The sequence below is a fragment of the Ruegeria sp. CJ2 genome (genome assembly GCF_056536745.1).
In genome coordinates, this window is record NZ_JBQFQF010000002.1 from 213,676 (window position 1) to 233,376 (window position 19,701).

The following is a 19,701-nucleotide window of genomic DNA, read 5'->3' on the forward strand; positions in this document are numbered from 1 at the left end:
CAATAGAAAATTTAAAAAATTTATCGAGAAACACTCGAAATTGTGACGCCAATCAGTGTCAGCGCCCTTTACACCGTTACGTGTTTCTGACCAGATACGCTCACTTTATGGAAGAAAGGTATTTCCGCACGTGACGGCGCAAAAACGGATAAGTTTTCAAGTTGTTCGGGACGAGGTTAAAAGGCGGATCGAAACTCGAATTTGGCCACAGGGATCTTTGCTGCCGACGGAAACGCAACTCGCTAAAGAGTTCAATTGCGCTCGTGCGACGGTGAACCGGGCCTTACGTGAACTGGCCGAACAAGGCTTTGTCGAGCGAAAGCGCAAAAGCGGCACGCGCGTCAAAAAAGAACCCAGCAAGCACGCAAAACTTGAGTTCTCGCTGGCGCGTCAGTCGGTTGAAAGCCAAAATTCCACCTACCGCTATTCTCTGGTCGAACGGAACGTGGTCGCAAGCCCGGGTTGGCTGGCATCGCAGCTTAGCGTTTCGCCGGACGTTCGGGTGCTGCATGTGATCTGCATGCATTACGCCGACAACCGCCCCTTCCAACTGGAAGAGCGTTGGATCAACATTGATGCTGTCCCCGAAGTTGAGCATGCCGATCTGAACGCACATGGACCGCATGAGTGGCTGTTGAATGCAGCGCCATTCACCGAGGCCGAGGTCGCATTTTGCGCGGTATCTGCGGATGGTCGACTGGCTGAGTTCATGGGAACCACAGCCGGGGCATCCATGATTCAACTTGAACGCACCACATGGAAGAACGGTCAGCCCATGACCTTTGCGCGGATGACCCATCATCCGGGGTACTGTATCCGCACCAAATACTGACTCAGCCGATTGGCCCGGGCAATCGCTCTTCGCTGAGCAGAACATTGGCCTCTACATCTCCGGCTCCGGGCAAGGTCATGATCCGCCGTCGCAGGACACGTTCAAAATCGGCCAAATCGCGTGCAACGACGCGTAGCCGATAGTCGTACAGCCCTAAAACGTGCTCGACGGTTTGCACCTCGGGGATTGCACTGACGGCACGCTCGAAATCCTCAAGGCTCACCTGCCCTTTGCGGGCCAGTTTGACGCCAAGAAAGACCGTCACGCCAAATCCCAGCGCTTCGGCGTTCAATCGCAGACGGCGCCCCTTTATCACCCCGGCATCTTCCAGCCTTCGGATACGGCGCCAGGTGGCGGGTTGCGACAATCCCAGCTTGCGCCCCAACGCCCCTGCGCTTTGCGATGCTTCCTGTACCAAAGCGCGGAGGATATTGCGGTCGATCTCATCCAACTCGATCATACTGGAAGAACCACTTCGCTTTTGACCCGCGCGATGTGCATCAGGGCCTCGATATCCGCAATATGCGGCAGGGTCAGAATCTGATCGCGATAGAGCTGTTGATAATGGGACATATCCCGCGCCAAGACCGACAGGCGAACATCCACACGGCCAAGAAAAGTCTGAATCTCTATGACCTCGGCGACCTGACGCGCGGCCGCTGTGAACTCGTCGAACGCGCGGGGTTGTGTTTTATCCAGCGTGACCCGAAGCGACACTTCCACTGCATATCCCAGCGCGGCCCAGTCGATGACGGCCTCCTGCCCCTCGATCACACCGGCTTCCTGCATCTTCTCTATGCGACGCCAACACAGGCTTGCGCTGATGCGGCTGCGTTCAGCCAATTCCGCAGTGGACAAGCTGGGATCGGCCTGAAAGTGGCGCAGGATTCGTCGATCTACATCGTCGAGCATGATTTATCCCAAATTTGGCAACAGGAAGAATAATTTCTCACAATCTAGGCGTAATAACAAGGAAAACGCTATCGCCATCCCGAAGGATCACAAGTAGAACCGTCGCCAAGTCAAACAGAAAGGACCAGCGACATGCGCGTCTATTACGATCGCGATTGCGATATCAACCTGATCAAAGACAAGAAAGTGGCCATCCTGGGCTACGGCAGCCAAGGCCACGCCCACGCACTGAACCTGCGTGACTCGGGTGCCAAGAACCTGGTCGTCGCGCTGCGCGAAGGCTCGGCCTCGGCCAAGAAAGCCGAAGCCGAAGGTCTGACCGTGATGGGCATCGCCGAAGCAGCCGCTTGGTGTGACCTGATCATGTTCACCATGCCCGATGAATTGCAGGCCGAAACCTACAAGAAATACGTGCATGACAACATCAAGCCCGGCTCGGCCATCGCCTTTGCCCACGGCCTGAACGTGCATTTCGGCCTGATTGAGCCGAAAGAAGGCGTTGACGTCATCATGATGGCCCCCAAAGGCCCCGGCCACACCGTGCGTGGCGAATATGTCAAAGGTGGCGGCGTGCCCTGCCTGGTGGCCGTGGACAATGACGCAACCGGCAAGGCGCTGGAAATCGGTCTGTCCTATTGCTCGGCCATCGGTGGCGGTCGTTCGGGCATCATCGAGACCAACTTCCGCGAAGAGTGTGAAACCGACCTGTTCGGCGAGCAGGCCGTTCTGTGCGGCGGTCTGGTCGAGCTGATCCGCTGCGGCTTTGAAACACTGGTCGAAGCCGGTTATGCGCCCGAGATGGCCTATTTCGAGTGTCTGCACGAAGTGAAGTTGATCGTGGACCTGATCTATGAAGGCGGCATCGCCAACATGGATTACTCGATCTCGAACACGGCTGAGTACGGCCAGTACGTCACCGGCCCGCGTATCCTGAAATACGACGAGACCAAAGCGCGTATGAAAGAGGTTCTGAACGACATCCAGCAGGGTAAATTCGTTCGCGACTTCATGCTGGAAAACGCTGTTGGTCAGCCGACCATCAAAGCGTCGCGCCGCGCCAATGACGAGCACATGATCGAGGAAACCGGCGCGAAACTGCGTGCCATGATGCCTTGGATTTCGGCCGGTAAAATGGTCGACAAGGAAAAGAACTAATCCCTTTGGGATAGTGCGAAAGGGCGGCCCACGGGTCGCCTTTTTTGTCCGGGCCGGAGAGCGCAAATGGTCGATCAACCTACATCCCGCGACTGGAGCGGCGTATTCGCCCTCGGCCTGATCTGGGGCGGCACATTCATGGTCGTCGCCATGGCGCTTGAAGGGTATGGACCGATCACTGTCGCGACGGCCCGCACCACGTTGGGCGCGGTGACATTGCTGGGGCTGATGGCCGTCACAAAACGTCGGATGCCGAGGTTTTCGTTGGCGCTTTGGTGGTCGATTGTGATCATCGGCATCCTATCCTCGGCCCTGCCCTTCCTGTTGCTGAGTTGGGGTCAGCAATTTGTCCCCTCGGCCTTCGCTGGCCTGTCGATGGCCGCAATTCCCCTGATGGTTCTGCCACTGGCGCATTTCTTCTCAGACGAGCCCATGAATGCACGTCGCCTCTTGGGTGTTTGCTTGGGATTTTCCGGCGCGCTGGTGCTCATCGGGCCGGGATTGGCGCAAATCGGACAAGGCACGGAACCTCTGGCGCAACTGGCCTGCGTCAGCGCCGCGCTGTGCTACGCCTGCGCGTCCATCTTCACACGACGGTGCCCACCGATTGACCCTGTGGTTCTGGCCGCCCTGACCCTATTGGTCGGCGCGATCATCTTGCTCCCCATCATGCTGGTGACCGAAGGGCTACCAGCTTGGGAAGGTACTCGGCCAAGCCTTGCCATCATCGCACTGGGTCTTGTGCCAACGGCCCTTGCCACGTTGCTGCGCATTTCGATCATTCGCAGCGCGGGATCGGTTTTTCTAACGCTTGTGAATTACCAAGTGCCAATCTGGTCAATGGTTTTTGGCGCGTGGATTTTGTCCGAAGCGTTGCCCCTTCGGTTCTTCGTCGCCCTAGCCATGATCCTGACCGGACTGGCGATCAGCCAATGGTTCAGCCTGCGCAAGATGCTGTTCGGTTATTAACCGGTTACGGCTTCGACCTCGGCCACGATACCATCGACGACCTGCCCCAACAGGGCATCGTCCTCGCATTCTGCCATGACACGGATCAGCGGCTCGGTTCCGGACTTGCGGATGAGAAGACGCCCCTGCCCGTTCAAACGCGCCTCGGCATCTGCAATTGCGGCCTGAACGCTTGCAGATTCCAGCGGCATCTGCCCGTCTGCGTACCGCACGTTTTTCAAGAGTTGGGGAACGGTTTCAAACTGCATCGAAAGCTCGGATGCCTTGCGGCCGGTATGAACCATCTCGGCCAGGAAATGCAGCCCCGCCATAAGGCCGTCACCGGTTGTCGCGAAATCGCTCATGACGATGTGGCCGGATTGCTCGCCACCCAGGTTGAAGCCGCCTTCACGCATCCGCTCAACCACATAACGGTCACCGACCGCTGTTCTCTCCAACCGCAAACCCTGAGCCGTGAGATGCCGCTCCAACCCGAGGTTGGACATGACAGTGGCAACCAAAGCGCCGCCCTTCAGCCTGTCGGCCTTGGCCCACGAGGTTGCCAGCAATGCCATCAACTGGTCACCATCGGCCACTTGCCCGTGTTCGTCGATCATGACGACACGATCAGCGTCCCCGTCGAGGCATATCCCAACGTCCGCACCATGCGCCACGACAGTTTCGGCTGCGAGTTGCGGTTTGGTCGACCCACAATTCAGATTGATGTTCTTGCCGTTGGGCGAAATGCCAACCGGGACGACCTCGGCCCCCAACTCCCAAAGGACTTCGGGCGCGGTCCGGTGCGCCGCGCCATTTGCGCAATCAACCACAACTTTCAACCCATCCAGACGCAAATCGCGGGACAAGGAGGATTTGATACGCTCACCATAGCGGAAACGCGCGTCGTCCACCCGTCGGGCGCGTCCGATATTCTGTGCTTGGGCTGGTCGCACACCTTCTTCGATCAGTGCCTCAATCTCAATCTCTGCCTGATCGGAAAGCTTATAGCCGTCAGGACCAAAGAACTTGATTCCGTTATCTTCGGCCGGATTGTGGCTGGCTGAGATCATTACCCCCAGATCAGCGCGCATCGACCGGGTCATCAGGCCCACCGCCGGAGTTGGCACCGGCCCAAGCAACAGCACGTTCATGCCGGTCGACGTCAAGCCAGCCGTCAGCGCGCTTTCCAGCATATAGCCGGACAGTCGCGTATCCTTACCGATGACAACCCGGTGTGCGCCGGATTGATCGCGGCGAAAATACCGCCCAACCGCGGCACCGATGCGAAGGGCCATCTCTGCCGTTATCGGATGCGTATTCGCGGTGCCCCGCACCCCGTCGGTTCCGAACAGCTTGCGCATAGATGTCACTCCGTAATGTCTTGCCTGTGGATGGCTTACCGGACGGCGGCCCAAAGACGCAAGGCTTGAGCCGTCTCAGCGACGTCATGTACCCGCAGGATCTGCACCCCTTGTGCCAGACCAGCCAACCCAACCGCAATCGAACCCGGTGCTCGGGCATCCTTGCGCGTCTCTTTGCCGATCTGACCGATAATGCCTTTGCGCGATACGCCCAACAGAATCGGGCAACCAAGCCCGTGAAACAGGCTGAGGTTTTGAAGCAGCGTTAGATTATGAGCCTCGGATTTGCCAAAGCCGATCCCCGGATCAACCAAAACCTTGCTTCGATCCAGCCCTAAACCTTCCAGATAAGCCACTTGGCTTTCCAGAAAATCATAGACGTCCAGCAAAACGTCGTCATAGGTGGGATTGTCCTGCATCGTGGCCGGGTCGCCCTGCATATGCATCACGCAGACCGGCGCGCCGACTTCGGCGCAGAACGGTGCCAGTTGGGGATCAAAAGTGAAGCCCGAGACATCGTTGATCAGCCCCGCGCCTGCCTCCCACGCGGCCTTTGCAACAGCAGATTTGCGCGTGTCGATGGAAATCAGCGCGCTCGTTTCAGCCCGAATTGCCCTGATCAGGGGTTCAGTCCGCGCGATTTCTTCGGCTTCAGGCACAAAAGTGGCTCCGGGTCGCGTCGATTCACCCCCGATATCCAGAATGCTTGCGCCATGGGCGACCATGGCACGGGCAGCCGCCTGCGCCGCATGGACCGAATTATGAACCCCGCCGTCCGAAAAGCTGTCGGGCGTGGCGTTCAGGATGCCCATGATCTGCGGGCGGTCCATCGCCAGACCAGCAACCGGTTGGCGTCGCCTCGTCAGACGATCCAAGACCTGATCCGGTACTTCCGCTGCGGCAAGGACCAAAGGCGCGTCCGTGCGGCGTAGCCGTTCCACATGAGAAAACCAATGCTGCTGCCCGGCCAAAGCCACTGCCCCATCGGGACGAGCCGGGCCGTGCTGAACCAGTGGTCGGTAGTACGCTGTCACAGTCGGGCCTGATCCACGGGCACTGCACGCAACGGGGTTTTTGGCGCCTCGGGTAATTCTCCGCCAATCACCATCATCTCGCTTGCCTCAAAGGTCGCGGCGAACCACGCGGCCAATGCAACCGCATCAGACGGGGCCGCAGATGGTCCATCCACCGCATCCAAAACAATCTTGGACGGTGCCCAAACGCAAATCTGGCCGTTCTTCATCGCCCAATCCAACTCGGTTCGGGTCGACACGACGACGCAGCGGTAATCCCGCGCAGCCAGCACCCACGCATTCTGTTCGATGGCAAGCAGATCAATCCGGCGCTGAGTCATCGCGTGCCCTGTTTGCGAGACCGCCATATCTGCGGCACCGACACACAGGATCAAAGGGCGTTTGCGGTTTTCCAGCTGATCAATCCAACCGGTCAGGTTGTCCGACGCAATGGCCTCGTTCGACAGGAAGACCAACCGGGGGTGCGGGCGTTCTTCCTCGACCAGATCATGGTGAACCATATCCCGCCCACGCACGATTTCGACACCCAAAGCTCCGGGTCCGCGATCAAGTTTTTCTATTCTAACAAAAGCCCTTACAGCCTGAGGTTCAAGCAAGATCCGTTCCGCAATTCGATCAGCCAATGTCTCCAACAAGTTCAAACGCTCGGCGGCCAGTTCGTAAGCGATCGCCTCGGTCACACGGTCATAGGACAGAATCCGGTCAACATCATCGTCGATAGGATCGGTCAGAGGGCGCACTTCGACCACGATGTTAAAGCAGATGCGCTGCGTCGTACCGCGCTCTGCCTGAAACGCGCCGATCTCAACTTCGACGATATGGTCGCGCAGAGAAATGCGGTCCAACGGCCCCAGAGTGGCAGTCGCCTCGGACCGCTCAGAGGGGTGCGCAAAGGCAAGACGGATTTCGGAACTCATGCAACGGACCTTTTCGGGCTTTTGGGACGGATTTACCCAAACTAAATGATGCCGGCGCGTATAACACTGCAACAAACGCCTTTCTAGTCGTCGAATGCGGCGTCAGGTGACGCGGAACCAGCTCATCATACCCGAAGCCGCATGCCCAAGCATATGGCAATGCAACAGCCAGTCGCCCGGATTGTCTGCGACAAGTGCAATTTGGCGGGTTTGCCCGCGCTCAACCAAAACAGTATCGCGCCACGGGCCCAAAGTTCCGTCCTGAAGGATCAGGCGAAAATGGTGACCGTGCAGGTGCATGGCGTGCGGAAAGGCAGTCTCGTTGACGAATTCGATCCTATGAGTTGTCCCCTTTTGGGCATCCAGAAACGGTTCTGCCGGTCGTTCAGCATCACCGTTTAACGCCCAAAACCGTCCGAGTTGTGCCAATTCCTGCCCCGTAAGCTCTGTCTCACCGATCCTTGCCGAGTCCAGCCAACGCATCGCGCCGCCCTGCATCTCCATTCGGTGCAGAGGAGTATCCTCAACCAAGACGTCGGGCATCTGGTTCGGTACCAATGGGGTAATTCCGGTTCGCGCAGTCTTTGACGGGCCAGACACGTCGAACCGAACCAGCCCATAGCTACCGTCCCTTTCAAAACTCACGAGGTTTGCAACGGCGGAGGACTCGGCCCGGACGTCAACGATCAGGTCCGCCCTCTGCGCCGGAGCCAAGGGAAACCGGTCGCTGACCGCTAACGGAACCTCTAACGGCATTCCATCCAGCGCAACGATCCAACCACTCAGACCATCCAGCCCAAGATCAAATATTCGGGCATTGGAGGCGTTGATCAGGCGCAAACGCAGCCTTTCACCACCCTCTACCGAATAGGCCGGATCAAACCGGCCATTGACGGAAACCAGATTGCCCAGCCGTCCCGCATGGCTCAGGTCGTGACCATTCCCAAAATCGTCCATGATCTGCGCGGTTTCAGGGTCCAGCCGCCAATCATCCAACATCAAGGTCAGATCACGGTCGACATCCGGCGCGACCGCCTCATCAACGATCAGCGGCCCGTAAAGCCCCCGCGCGACCTGCTCCATCGAGCGATTATGTGCATGATACCAATATGTTCCGGCATCCGGCACCTTGAAATCATAATCAAAGTGAGAGCCGGTTGGAACGACATCCTGAGTCAGGCCCGGCACACCGTCCATTGCGTTGTCGATGCGAATCCCGTGCCAATGCACGGTTGTTGGCTGCGGCAGAGTGTTCGACAATCTTCGCTGAACGCGCGCGCCTTGAGGCACACGAATTTCCGGGCCGGGCACCTGACCGCCATATGTCCAGACGCGGGTCTCAGAAAACCCGTCCGGGGCAATCTGTTGCGCTGCTTCCTGGGCGACAAGCGCAGGATATGAAGCCCACCCAAGCTTGGGCAGAGCGACCGCCGCTGCTGTCGTTTGCATGAATTGTCTGCGGTTCAAAGTCATTGCGGGCCTCCCGGCCCGCAACATAAGGCAAAAAACATCCCGCGCCAGCAAGCTTCCAGCGCGGGTGCGTCAGTTAGTTGCTCGCCGTCCGATAGTTGTGGCGGTAGAAAATGTGCACGCCGATACGTGCCGTTTCCTTGTACACGCGCGACCAGGACGGGCGAACCGCAGTGGTGTGGTAATGCGTGGCACCTTCGGTCATGTCGTTGACAACACCGTCGATGGCCGCCCGCGCAACTTTCGATACGCGTTCATACGCCTTTTTCTCGTGGATCACTTCCTTGAGGCCGTCACAGGTGTAAGTGAACTGGCATTGGTACTTCTTGCCCGTCCCCTGCTTGATCACGCCGCACAACGAATCCGGAAACCGGCTGCTTTTGACACGATTCAGGATGACTTCGGCCACAGCAAACTGGCCGCGAACGCTTTCGCCGCGCGCCTCAAAGTACAAAGCCTCGGCCAAACACTTAAAGTGCTCATCCCCCGTAGCAGCAGGCTGTTGGTCCAGCCACGACTTTGAATAGGACATTTTTTGTGGTTCAACCGTTTTGCGCGGTTTGAACAAGTTCAGATATTCACGGAAATTCTGGCCGGGCAATTCGCTCCGGCTCACAAGTTCACGTTTGGCAGTATCAGTGGTTTCCCTCTCAGCGACGGAAACACTTGGCAGCATGGTTGCTGCCAACGTGGCAACAGCCAGTATGTATCGTAGCATCAGATAACCTCGCACAGGCACATTACGCGCCAAACCCTCCCCCGGCGGGCGCGACGAGGCTCATACCGAATTGAAACGGAAACGTCCAGTTTTGACGGAAAAGCAAGTGGAAAATCGCCGTAACGTCAAAAATGGTCGACGACGGCGCTCTTTGTTTCCTACTAATCCTAGCGGAAGGGGTGAGTGTCAACCCCCAAGTCTGGACGAAATCGCTAATTGTGCGGCAGCCAGCCGAGCGACCGGTACGCGGAACGGCGAACACGACACATAATCGAATCCAAGCTCTCGGCAGATGGCTATTGATTCGGGGTTGCCCCCGTGTTCGCCGCAGACCGACAAAGTCACGTTGGGCTGGGCTTGCCTGCCCCGCTCTGACCCCAATCTCAGCAGCTCCCCGACGCCATCCGGGTCAAGCACGTGGAACGGGTCTTCGGCAAAGACGCCCTGCCGGACGTAAGCAGACATAAAGCGCCCTGCGTCGTCTCGGGAAAGACCGTAGGTCATCTGGGTCAGGTCATTTGTCCCGAAGCTGAGGAACGAGGTTTGCGGCGCGATCTCATCGGCCCGCAGGCACGCGCGCGGAGTTTCGACCATAACACCCAGACGGTATTCGAACTCCTGCCCTTGTTCAGACGCGACCGACGCCGCGACAGAGTCGATACGGGATTTCACAAGCTCGACCTCACGCTTGGCTGAAACCAGCGGGATCATCACTTCGGGCACAACGGGGGCACCGTTTTTGCTGGCCTCGAGCGTTGCTTCGAAGATCGCGCGCGCCTGCATGTCATAGATTTCGGGAACCGTGACACCCAGTCGAACCCCGCGCAGCCCCAGCATCGGGTTATACTCGGTCATGGCGGCAACGCGGCGCTCGACATCCGAAACCGGAAGGTCCAGCGCCTCGGCCAGTTCGCGTTGACCGCTGCGCGTGGTGGGCAGAAACTCGTGCAGAGGCGGATCGAACAGGCGGATACAGACAGGCTGTCCTTCCATGATCCGGAAAAGCTGGACGAAGTCTTCGCGCTGCATCGGCAACAACCGTTCCAGCACCGCCTCGCGGCCTGAAGAGGTTTGCGCAAAGATCATTTCGCGCATCACGATCAGACGGCCCGGGTCAAAGAACATATGTTCGGTCCGGCACAGGCCGATCCCCTGCGCCAGAAAGTTTCGCGCCGTTTGCGCGTCGGCGGGTGTATCGGCGTTTGCGCGGATGGCGATGTCGCGTTCGGCGTCAGCCCAGCTCATCAGCGTTTGGAAACAGTCATCCAGCGCCGCTTCCAGCATCGCGGGCTGTCCGGCCAGAACCTGACCGGAGGTCCCATCAATGGTCAGCGTGTCGCCTGTCTTGAACACACGCCCGTCCGAGGCTGTCAGCAATCTCTTTTTCGTCTGAAACCGCATCTCGGACGCGCCGACGATACAAGGCAGGCCCAGACCGCGCCCAATAACGGCCGCATGGCTGGTCATCCCGCCCTTCTCGGTCAAAACTGCGACGGCCGCATGCATTCCGCGTACATCTTCCGGCGAGGTTTCGCGGCGGACCAGAATACACGGCTCGCCGCGGGCGGCACTAGCCTGCGCTTCGGCCGCAGTGAACACGATTTTGCCGGTAGCGGCGCCGGGGCTGGCTGCGATCCCCGTGGTCAGCACATCCCGGCGCGCTTCGGGATGTACCTGCCGGTGCAACAGCTCATTCAGAGAATGCGGATCAACCCGCATGACGGCCTCTTGCGGTGGGATGATACCATCTTCGGCCAGTCGCACGGCAATCCGCATAGATGCCCTTGCGCTGCGCTGAACGCGGACACCGTCCAGAATATGGACATGGCCGTTTTCAATGACAAACTCGACCTGCATTTCCTCGCGTAGTTTGATACGCATCAGAGCAGCATGTGACTTGAGTTCGGCAAAAGCTTCGGGCGCGACATCTTCCAAAGACGTCCCGCGCGGGTCCTTTTCAAGATACAGCGCAGACACGCCCTCGCCCAAAGCATCGCGGCCCTGACTTTGACTGAGATAGCGGCCCGTTAGCTGAGGCATTCCAGTCGTAGGATCAACAAGCTGCAGCACACCCGACCCGCATTCGCCCTGCCCAACACCGGGTATCATTTCCTGAATGACCAGACCCAGCCCGGCATCCGCTGGTGCGCCCTTGGCCTGCCGCAGCAGGCGCGCAGACGTCCCGTCCCAAGCCCGCGCCATCGAGCGGAGAACGGCAATCAGTTGCTCTCCGCGATCCTGGGGAAAGGCTTCGTCCGTCTCATCCTCATAGGCGCGCAGCGAAAGCTTCAGACCTTCGCGCCCGTCAGCGTCGATATCGTCAAATACGTCGGCGTCCAAACGTGCCACATGCACCGCAAAGCTTTGCACGAACCGCAAGTAAAGCGCCGCCGCTGCTTCGACGCCCATTGAATCGGACAGGTCCACATAGCGTGCATCATTCATCCCGATATTCAGGATCGCGCCGGGTCCGCCCCAATCGGGGTCCTCAGAGCTTGGCCGGACACATAGCAACGCAGCCTGTTCAAACTGTTCGAGAATTGCGTCAATGTCGGGAACCTGACCGCTTGCAATCTTCTGCACGGCGTCAAATGACAAGGCCACCGTGCGTGGCACTGGCAGGTCCAGACGGACTAGACGTTGCAGACATTTCGCCCGGCCACCATGGGATGTGGTCGCAACGGGCGCTGTCGAAGTTATAAGCGTGGTATGCGGGTTATTCTGCACTGCGGCACCTTTTGAACTGCCCGCAGCATAAGCCCCTGCATTGTTGACGCAAGCGCGTTATGCGTCAGCCTTCAATCTTGCTCAGGTCCGCGACACTAGAACACACCTGCCTGATTTGGCTTAGCAGGTTCAGACGGTTGCGCCGCAAAATATCATTGTCGGTATTGACCTGAACGTCCTCAAAGAACGCGTCCACCGGCCCCCGCAGCGACGCCATCGTAGACATGGCCGCCGGGAAATCCTCGGCCTGCAAAGCGGAATTGATCGCGGTTTGGGTCGTGTCCAGAGCGGCAAACAGGTCCTTTTCGCTGTCGGTTTCCGCGAATTTCACATCCGCACCGTAGGAATATTCGACGCCGTCCTTTTCCTCGGCCTGGGTCAGGATATTGTTGGCGCGCTTGAAGCCTTGAACAAGGTTCTCGCCATCCTCGGTCGCGATCACCGCGTTCAGAGCACGGGCGCGTTTGACCAGCAGGTTGAGGTCATCATTGCCCTCCATCGCGATGCAGGCGTCGATAATGTCGTGACGGATCCCCTCATCGCGCAGGAAAACCTTGAGGCGGTCGTGGAAGAAAGACAGCAGGTCCGCAGGTGCGTTGGTGACAATCGCATTGGCCGCTTCGACCTGATGCGCCAGACCGTGAACCTGCTGTGCAGCGGCATCTGCATCTTCGGCCGTGGCTTGCTTTGCCTTGGCCTCCAACAATGCCGCCTGCCATTCGGTCAGCTTCAGCAGGGTTTTCAACGCAGTCGCAAAGGTGTCACTCAGGGACAGACGCAGGTCGTTGGTCAGGATCAACCGAATAACGCCCAATGCCGCACGGCGCAGCGCAAACGGGTCCTTTGACCCGGTGGGTTTTTCGTCAATCGCCCAGAACCCTGTCAGCGTGTCCAACTTGTCAGACAGGGCAACGGCGACCGAGACCGGCGCGGTCGGCACATCGTCGGACGGGCCAAGAGGAGAATAATGCTCCTCGCTTGCCTGCCCCACTTCGGCGGGCAATTCGGCGGCCTCAGCGTAATAGCGGCCCATCAATCCCTGGAGTTCCGGGAATTCAAACACCATTTCCGAGGACAGATCAGCCTTGCACGCCTGCGCCGCCATCATCGCCAAAGCCGGGGTCGCTCCTGTCGTGGTCGCAAGCTCGTGCGCCAGCGCTGCGATGCGGTCGACCCGTTCACCCTGTGAGCCAAGTTCTGCGTGGAATGTAACGGAATTCAGCTTTTCCACCCACGGCTCAAACCCATCCGATTTGACGATCCGCAAGTCATTTTCCCAGAAGAACTTTGCGTCTGCCAGACGCGCCGACAGCACCTTTTGGTTCCCCGCCAGAATGGTCGCGCCATTATCTGCGGTTTCGCGGTTGGCGACGGTGATGAACCGTTCGATCCGGCCAGTTTTTGGGTTCTTCACGGAAAAGAACTTCTGGTGCTCTTTCATCGAGGTCTGAAGAACCTCGGGTGGCAGATCCAGGAATTCATCGTCGATCTGCCCCATCAGCACCACGGGCCATTCGACCAGACCGGCGACCTCGGCCAGCAGGCCCTTGTCCTCGACCACTTCCAGACCGGCGGCAAAAGCCATGTTCTGAGCGTCGTTCCAGATATGCTCGGCCCGCTCCGCAGGGTTCAGGACAACGAACGCGCGTTTCAGCTTGGCGGCATAGTCATCGAAGGATGTAACCGCAAAGCGGGTTGGCGCCATAAAACGGTGACCGGCCGTTGTGTCACCGGATTTGATGCCCTCGACCTCTAACGGAACGACGGTCGCGCCGGCTTCGTCGCTGAGAACGCACAGGATCGAATGCAGTGGCCGCACCCAGCGCAGCGGACCACTGCCCCAGCGCATCGACTTAGGCCACGGGAAATTGCGGATGGTCGCCTCAAGCACTTCGGCCACGATCTCAGCTGCGGGGCGACCCGCTTTTTCGATGGTGGCAAAATAAACCGCGCCCTTGGGGGTATCGCGCTCCTCAAGCTGATCACGGGTCAGACCTGCTCCGCGCAAAAAACCTTCGATGGCTTTGTCGGGCGCGCCAACCTTGGGGCCTTTGCGTTCTTCACGAATGGTGGGGCTTTCCGCCAACAACCCCTCGATCGCCAGCGTCAGACGGCGCGGTGTGGTCAGGGCGGCGGCCCCTGCATAGGTCAGACCGGCCTCGACCAGACCGTCGGTGATCCGCTTTTTCAGGTCCTCACCGGCGCGGGTCTGCATACGCGCGGGGATCTCTTCAGAGAACAGTTCGATCAGCAGGTCGGGCATTGTCAGTCCTTAGAAATTGACGATCGTCTGGATGACGATGGCATTAGCGATATCCACAAAGAAGGCGGATACAAGGGGCAGCACGATAAAGGCAATAGGTGACGGGCCATATCTCTTGGTCACTGCGGTCATATTGGCAATAGCAGTGGGTGTCGCACCCAGGGCGAACCCGCCAAACCCGGCGGCCAGAACTGCGGCGCGGTAATTGCTGCCCATCACCGGGAACAGCACCCAGATGACGAACATCACGGCAAACAAGGTCTGCGCGGCCATGATGACAATAATGGCCAGCCCCAATTCGGCAATGGTCCACAGTTGAAGGCTCATCAGCGACATGGCCAGAAACGCGCCCAGCGAGAATTCGGAAATCAGCGCAAGCGATGGCGTCCGAGCGACCGGCGGGGCTTTGGGAAAGAAAGCCGATCTGAGATTGGCGATCACAATACCCATGATCAGGCAGGGCACGAACAGGGGCAGCTTCAATCCGGCCGCACTGATACTCTCATGCAGGACATACCCCGCTATGATGGCGAGGTTGAGATAGAGGATCACCCGCGTGATCGTCAGATGATCGACTTTCGACGCCGCCTCGGTCGGATTGTCCGGCAGACCGACCGTGTGTTCTTCGCCCGGGCGTTCGGGGGTCAGGTTCTTGCCTTCGATCAAGAGGCGGGCAATCGGGCCACCGACCAGGGCCGCAAGCACCAGCCCCAGCGTCGCCACGGCGACGCCCAGCTCCGTCGCACCATTCAAACCCGTAACCGCACCGACTTCGGGTGCCCATGCAATTGCCGTTCCGTGACCCCCGATCAAGGCGGCGGACCCGAACAAAACTCCGGCCTGTGCGGGATAGCCGAAAACCACAGCGCCCAAGGACCCAATCCCGTTTTGCAGGACAATTGTCACCAAAGTTAAAATAAGAAGAAGGACCAGCGGTTTGCCGCCCGAAATTAAGTCAGAAAGCCTTGCGTTCAGGCCAATTCCCGCAAAGAAAACCACCAAAAGGAAGTCTCGAGCTGCTAAGCCGAAGTTAAGCTCAACACCGGCAAATAGGTAGAGGAACAGAAGGAAGAACGAGGCCAGCAAGCCGCCCGTGACAGGTTCGGGAATGTTGAACTGCCGCAGCACGGGAACCCGGGCGTTGATCTCGGCCCCGATCAGGTACACGGCGAAGCCCATCGTCACAGTAAGAAAGTCCGGAACCTCGAGCATTTTATCTAACATCGGATCACTCCTGAGGTCTGGGCGGGCATTCCTCTCCTACGACGGTACCGTCATAGGCTTTTTCACCACAGTTGTTCAGCGCGTGCCAGACGTAGCCCTTCCCGTCTTCGGTAATGGCAATAATGCGATCGACTCCATAGTGGATGTTCTTGACCCCAACAAACGCGCGGGCCTGCCCGGACTTCAAAGCGTCTGCGATCGTTACGGCATCATAACATTCGAACCAACTGGGGGCCGTCAACGGCTCTGGGCTTTCGGCGGGCACCAACCCTGACATTGTCGAGACCTGCTCATCTGTTTCAAAACAAGCCCGATACCGGATCGGAGAGCTGTCGGCATCAATCGCCTGAAATGCCGTGTATGCAAGGGGAATGGACGTTTCGCCATCTTCGGCCAATAGAACGATGTCCTGATCCGAACCGGGTTCGACCGAATAATAGAACCCGTAGACCTGTAGGTAATACATTGCCGCACCAGCGATGCCAGCGGACACAAGCAACAGGATTGCAAGCAGTTTTCCGGTCATAGTTTCCACATCCCGATCACGCGGCCTCTTTCAAACTTGCGAAAAATGCGACAGGTTTCAATCCAGTACAGGTTGAGTTGAGGCACACGGAATGGACCCCACCCTTGCCGCCGGATTTTTCGGCGCGTTGTTCGCGATCATGAACCCGATCACCAACCTGCCGGTCTTTCTGAGCGTGACGGATGGCCTGTCGCCCACTGATCAGAGAAAAGTAGCAACCAAAACCGCGCTCTACTGTCTGATATTGGGTGGAGCGTTCGCCGCCGTTGGCAACAAAACCCTTGGTCTTTTTGGCATCAGCGTGGACGACCTGCGTGTCGCGGGCGGTTTGGTCGTCCTCATGATCGGGCTGAACATGCTGAGCGGCACCGAAAGCACCACCCATCACGGCACGGAAGGGGAAAAGCAGTCCTACCCCAAGCCCGAAACCGTGGCTTTCTATCCGTTGGCTTTCCCCATTCTTGTTGGTCCAGGCACGATCACGACGCTGATCCTCTATGCGCACCACGTTACCAAACCAGTTGACGTCATGGTTTATTCGGGCGTTTTTCTGGCGGTGCTGTTCTTGCTGTTCATCACCTTCTGGAACGCGTCGGCACTGGCCAAGCGGTTGTCTGCAAACGCCCGCGTGATCATGAGCCGTTTCATGGGCATGATCCTGTCGGCCATCGCAATCGGGATGATTGCAGATGGCCTGAAGGTTCTGCTGCCCGGTTTGGCGTGATCGCGGCATCAGGCCTCGAACCCGGCGGCCTCGGTCATCACGAATGCATCGGCACATTGCTTGGCCAGCGCCCGAACCCGCCCGATATAGGCCTGACGCTCGGTGACAGAGATCACCCCGCGCGCGTCCAGCAGGTTGAAAATGTGACTGGCCTTGATGCACTGGTCGTAAGCCGGGTGCGCCATGACGATCCGCTTGCCGGTTTTCGGGTCGTCATGTTCCTGCGCCAAAATGGTGGCGCATTCGGCCTCGGCCTCTTCGAAATGACGCAGCAGAACCTCGGTATTGGCCACGTCAAAATTCCAGCGCGCGTATTCTTCTTCGGTCTGTTTGAAGATGTCGCCATATTTCAACGGGCTGGGGGACTGAGGGTCGTTGAAGGGCATGTCCATCACATGGTCAATACCCAGCACATACATGGCCAGACGCTCAAGGCCATAGGTCAGCTCGCCCGAAACAGGCGCACAATCATGGCCGCCAACCTGCTGGAAATAGGTGAACTGGCTGACTTCCATGCCGTCACACCAGACTTCCCAGCCCAGACCCCACGCGCCCAAAGTCGGGCTTTCCCAGTCATCCTCGACAAAGCGGATGTCGTGCAGCTCCATGTCGATCCCAATCGCCTCAAGCGACCCCAGATACAATTCCTGCAGGTCCGGCGGGCTGGGTTTGATCAGCACCTGATACTGATAATAGTGCTGCAACCGGTTGGGGTTTTCGCCGTAACGCCCGTCAGTCGGACGGCGCGAGGGCTGCACATAAGCTGCCGCCCATGCCTTTGACCCCAACGCGCGCAACGTGGTCGCCGGATGGAACGTACCTGCGCCAACCTCCATGTCATAGGGCTGTAGAATGGCACATCCTTTTGAGGCCCAATAGGATTGAAGCCGCAGGATTATCTCCTGAAAAGAACGAGGTGCGCTGGACTGTTCGGTCATGACTTTCCCTTTGGGCGGATTTGCGCCCGGTTCCGGTGGGTTTTGCCCTTCCTATGCAAGGGGCCAATGGGCGTCAACGTCCCAGTGCGCCTTGGCTGTCACTGGACCGCCACACTGGAAATTCCCCGTAATCGGGGCATGGCGTTCAATGGTCCAAATCGCTTAGTCTGACCCAAAGATAAAACACTGCGGACACGGGCAGACAATGACACGCATATTCACTGCAATTCTATTTCTATTCTTCTTCGGCGTGCGCGCCGTTTTTGCGCAGCAGGACGCGGGCGTCTGGGTTCAGGTCGAAGCACAGCCCTCACTGCGCGAGGCGCAGGAACGGGCGCAGGCCTACGCCAGCGTATTGCCGGACGTGAACGGATTTCGCCTCAACTCTGGCTGGTATGCCATTGTAATCGGACCATATTTGCAAAGCGACGCCGAGCAGGTCCTGAGGGTGTACCGGGCTGAAGGTCAAATTCCTGCAGACAGCTACATTGCGTTCTCGAACTCACTGGAGCAGCAGTTCTGGCCAGTCGGGGTCAACATTCTGGATCGCGGGGTTGTGACGCCTCCCGTCGAACCCGCAGCCGAGCAGCCCGTGACAGGGCTGACGCCGCAAGTTTCAGATGAAAGTCGCGCGCAAGCCCTGCAGAGCGAGCGACTGTTGACCGCGCAGGAACGAAAAGAACTGCAGACGGCGCTGCAGGCCGCGGGGTTCTACAACTCGACAATCGACGGCGCGTTTGGTCCGGGCACACGCCGATCTATGGGCGATTGGCAGCGGTTTAACGGATTTGAGGCCACAGGCGTCCTGACCACCGCCCAAAGGCAGGCACTGATGGATGACTACAATGCGCCTCTGATCAGTGTTGGTATGTCGCGCCATTCTGACCCTCAGGCCGGGATAAACATGGACTTGCCGCTGGGCGTGCTTTCATTCGACCGGTACGAGGCCCCGTTCGCGCATTTCAACGGCACATCAAGTCTTGATGCCAAAGCCCTGCTGATCAGTCAGGACGGCGGCAAGGACACATTGCGCGCGCTCTACGAAGTCATGCAATCGCTTGAGATCGTTCCTTTGGACGGCCCCAGACAATTGCGCGGGGACAGCTTTACGATCGAAGGACGCGGAAACGACATCGTATCCTATACCGAAGCACAGTTGAAAGACGGCGCAATCAAGGGCTTTACGCTTGTCTGGCCTGACGGGGACGAGGCCCGCCGCGCGCGTGTTCTGGCCGCGATGAAAGCCAGCTTCACGACAACTGACGCCGTTCTGGACGCCGGTGCAGGGGCGAACGCAGATCAGCGTGTCGACCTTGTTTCCGGGTTGCAGGTTCGCAAACCGCGTCTTTCACGCTCGGGGTTCTTTGCGGATTCCAGCGGCACGGTTCTTACCGTTTCCGAAGCAGCCGACAGCTGTACACGCGTGACACTGAACGATGAGCAAGAGTTGCAGGTTGCCTGGACCGACACGGAATTGGGTGTCTCTGTCTTGCGCCCCAAAAACGATCTTGCGCCGATCAGCATTGCCGAATTCAACTCTGACACGCCCAGAATTCAGTCCGAAGTGGCGGTATCCGGGTTCTCTTACGAGGGGGCATTGGGGGCTCCGACGCTGACATACGGTCAGGTCGCAGACATCCGGGGCCTGAACGGAGAAGAGGGTGTGAAACGCCTCGCACTGGCCGCCCTACCCGGCGACGCAGGTGGCCCGGTTTTCGACGATAGCGGTCAGGTGGTTGGCATGTTGCTTCCAACCCCGTCAGACGGGCGCACCCTGCCCGCCTCGGTCAGTCTGGCGGCGTCGGCAGCGCGTCTGAATGAGATTTTGGACAAGGCTGGCGTATCGGGGCAATCCGGGCAGGCCACGGCGCAGGTTACCCCAAATGAACTAAATCGTCGGGCCACGGGAATGACGGTATTGGTTCACTGTTGGGACTGACCCACCGCCCACT

At 58.5% G+C, this 19,701-nt stretch carries 17 protein-coding genes; 5 read left to right on the forward strand and 12 right to left on the reverse strand.

All coding sequences use genetic code 11. The annotated features are described in order from the left end of the window. The first annotated feature begins 217 nt into the window (after positions 1–217). Complete coding sequence (locus ACR0MS_RS03410) at positions 218–832, forward strand: GntR family transcriptional regulator (protein WP_480569196.1); 615 nt, start codon at positions 218–220, stop codon at positions 830–832. 1 nt (position 833) lies between these two features. On the opposite strand, the gene ACR0MS_RS03415 is transcribed toward ACR0MS_RS03410, so the two are convergent. Both ACR0MS_RS03415 and ACR0MS_RS03420 read right to left on the reverse strand, forming a co-directional pair. Next, positions 834–1,292 (reverse strand): Lrp/AsnC family transcriptional regulator, encoded by a 459-nt coding sequence (locus tag ACR0MS_RS03415; RefSeq protein WP_171122861.1) that lies wholly within the window; start codon positions 1,290–1,292, stop codon positions 834–836. After that, a complete protein-coding gene (locus ACR0MS_RS03420) occupies positions 1,289–1,744 on the reverse strand; it encodes an Lrp/AsnC family transcriptional regulator (RefSeq protein ID WP_480569193.1) in 456 nt (151 codons plus the stop codon). The genes ACR0MS_RS03415 and ACR0MS_RS03420 overlap by 4 nt, the downstream gene beginning before the upstream one ends. A gap of 132 nt (positions 1,745–1,876) precedes the next feature. Between ACR0MS_RS03420 and ilvC the strand changes: the two genes are divergently transcribed. Both ilvC and ACR0MS_RS03430 read left to right on the forward strand, forming a co-directional pair. Beyond that, complete coding sequence (gene ilvC / locus ACR0MS_RS03425) at positions 1,877–2,899, forward strand: ketol-acid reductoisomerase (RefSeq protein WP_480569190.1); 1,023 nt, start codon at positions 1,877–1,879, stop codon at positions 2,897–2,899. A 66-nt stretch (positions 2,900–2,965) separates the two neighbouring features. Further along, the gene (locus tag ACR0MS_RS03430) at positions 2,966–3,868 is read left to right on the forward strand and encodes a DMT family transporter (RefSeq protein ID WP_480569187.1); all 903 of its coding nucleotides are present in this window, start codon (positions 2,966–2,968) and stop codon (positions 3,866–3,868) included. On the opposite strand, the gene glmM is transcribed toward ACR0MS_RS03430, so the two are convergent. The 9 genes from glmM to ACR0MS_RS03475 all read right to left on the reverse strand — a co-directional run bounded on the left by glmM (position 3,865) and on the right by ACR0MS_RS03475 (position 16,087). Beyond that, entirely contained in the window at positions 3,865–5,208 is a 1,344-nt protein-coding gene (gene glmM, locus ACR0MS_RS03435; protein ID WP_480569184.1) for a phosphoglucosamine mutase, read from the reverse strand. The genes ACR0MS_RS03430 and glmM overlap by 4 nt on opposite strands. A 35-nt stretch (positions 5,209–5,243) precedes the next feature. Next, a complete protein-coding gene (gene folP, locus ACR0MS_RS03440; RefSeq protein WP_480569181.1) occupies positions 5,244–6,242 on the reverse strand; it encodes a dihydropteroate synthase in 999 nt (332 codons plus the stop codon). Further along, complete coding sequence (locus tag ACR0MS_RS03445) at positions 6,239–7,159, reverse strand: dihydroneopterin aldolase (protein ID WP_480569178.1); 921 nt, start codon at positions 7,157–7,159, stop codon at positions 6,239–6,241. The genes folP and ACR0MS_RS03445 overlap by 4 nt, the downstream gene beginning before the upstream one ends. A 102-nt stretch (positions 7,160–7,261) precedes the next feature. Further along, complete coding sequence (locus ACR0MS_RS03450) at positions 7,262–8,632, reverse strand: multicopper oxidase family protein (protein ID WP_480569175.1); 1,371 nt, start codon at positions 8,630–8,632, stop codon at positions 7,262–7,264. Between the two features lie 73 nt (positions 8,633–8,705). Continuing rightward, positions 8,706–9,347 (reverse strand): cell wall hydrolase, encoded by a 642-nt coding sequence (locus tag ACR0MS_RS03455; RefSeq protein ID WP_480569778.1) that lies wholly within the window; start codon positions 9,345–9,347, stop codon positions 8,706–8,708. Positions 9,348–9,533: 186 nt separating this feature from the next. Next, complete coding sequence (locus tag ACR0MS_RS03460) at positions 9,534–12,074, reverse strand: putative PEP-binding protein (RefSeq protein ID WP_480569172.1); 2,541 nt, start codon at positions 12,072–12,074, stop codon at positions 9,534–9,536. A gap of 64 nt (positions 12,075–12,138) precedes the next feature. Further along, positions 12,139–14,337, reverse strand: a complete 2,199-nt coding sequence (glyS, locus tag ACR0MS_RS03465) for a glycine--tRNA ligase subunit beta (RefSeq protein WP_480569168.1) — start codon at positions 14,335–14,337, stop codon at positions 12,139–12,141. A gap of 9 nt (positions 14,338–14,346) precedes the next feature. Beyond that, a complete protein-coding gene (gene gltS, locus ACR0MS_RS03470) occupies positions 14,347–15,561 on the reverse strand; it encodes a sodium/glutamate symporter (RefSeq protein WP_480569165.1) in 1,215 nt (404 codons plus the stop codon). Between the two features lie 4 nt (positions 15,562–15,565). Beyond that, a complete protein-coding gene (locus tag ACR0MS_RS03475; RefSeq protein ID WP_480569162.1) occupies positions 15,566–16,087 on the reverse strand; it encodes a DUF6446 family protein in 522 nt (173 codons plus the stop codon). A 91-nt stretch (positions 16,088–16,178) separates the two neighbouring features. On the opposite strand from ACR0MS_RS03475, the gene ACR0MS_RS03480 reads away from it, so the two are divergent. Continuing rightward, positions 16,179–16,811 carry a MarC family protein gene (locus ACR0MS_RS03480; protein ID WP_480569159.1) on the forward strand — a complete coding sequence of 211 codons (633 nt, stop codon included), beginning with the start codon at positions 16,179–16,181 and terminating at the stop codon, positions 16,809–16,811. Positions 16,812–16,819: 8 nt separating this feature from the next. Here ACR0MS_RS03480 and ACR0MS_RS03485 read toward each other — a convergent pair whose 3' ends face one another. Next, entirely contained in the window at positions 16,820–17,749 is a 930-nt protein-coding gene (locus ACR0MS_RS03485) for a glycine--tRNA ligase subunit alpha (protein ID WP_480569156.1), read from the reverse strand. Positions 17,750–17,954: 205 nt separating this feature from the next. On the opposite strand from ACR0MS_RS03485, the gene ACR0MS_RS03490 reads away from it, so the two are divergent. After that, positions 17,955–19,688, forward strand: a complete 1,734-nt coding sequence (locus tag ACR0MS_RS03490) for a serine protease (protein WP_480569153.1) — start codon at positions 17,955–17,957, stop codon at positions 19,686–19,688. The last annotated feature ends 13 nt before the right edge of the window (positions 19,689–19,701 follow it).

Bases quoted from the DNA above. Each gene is read 5' to 3' on its own strand.
- ACR0MS_RS03455 (WP_480569778.1), bottom strand. From the start codon at position 9,347: ATGCTACGATACATACTGGCTGTTGCCACGTTGGCAGCAACCATGCTG.
- glmM (WP_480569184.1), bottom strand. From the start codon at position 5,208: ATGCGCAAGCTGTTCGGAACCGACGGGGTGCGGGGCACCGCGAATACG.
- ACR0MS_RS03415 (WP_171122861.1), bottom strand. From the start codon at position 1,292: ATGATCGAGTTGGATGAGATCGACCGCAATATCCTCCGCGCTTTGGTA.
- ACR0MS_RS03450 (WP_480569175.1), bottom strand. From the start codon at position 8,632: ATGACTTTGAACCGCAGACAATTCATGCAAACGACAGCAGCGGCGGTC.
- ACR0MS_RS03445 (WP_480569178.1), bottom strand. From the start codon at position 7,159: ATGAGTTCCGAAATCCGTCTTGCCTTTGCGCACCCCTCTGAGCGGTCC.
- ilvC (WP_480569190.1), top strand. From the start codon at position 1,877: ATGCGCGTCTATTACGATCGCGATTGCGATATCAACCTGATCAAAGAC.
- ACR0MS_RS03420 (WP_480569193.1), bottom strand. From the start codon at position 1,744: ATGCTCGACGATGTAGATCGACGAATCCTGCGCCACTTTCAGGCCGAT.
- ACR0MS_RS03490 (WP_480569153.1), top strand. From the start codon at position 17,955: ATGACACGCATATTCACTGCAATTCTATTTCTATTCTTCTTCGGCGTG.
- glyS (WP_480569168.1), bottom strand. From the start codon at position 14,337: ATGCCCGACCTGCTGATCGAACTGTTCTCTGAAGAGATCCCCGCGCGT.
- gltS (WP_480569165.1), bottom strand. From the start codon at position 15,561: ATGTTAGATAAAATGCTCGAGGTTCCGGACTTTCTTACTGTGACGATG.
- ACR0MS_RS03480 (WP_480569159.1), top strand. From the start codon at position 16,179: ATGGACCCCACCCTTGCCGCCGGATTTTTCGGCGCGTTGTTCGCGATC.
- ACR0MS_RS03475 (WP_480569162.1), bottom strand. From the start codon at position 16,087: ATGACCGGAAAACTGCTTGCAATCCTGTTGCTTGTGTCCGCTGGCATC.
- ACR0MS_RS03430 (WP_480569187.1), top strand. From the start codon at position 2,966: ATGGTCGATCAACCTACATCCCGCGACTGGAGCGGCGTATTCGCCCTC.
- ACR0MS_RS03485 (WP_480569156.1), bottom strand. From the start codon at position 17,749: ATGACCGAACAGTCCAGCGCACCTCGTTCTTTTCAGGAGATAATCCTG.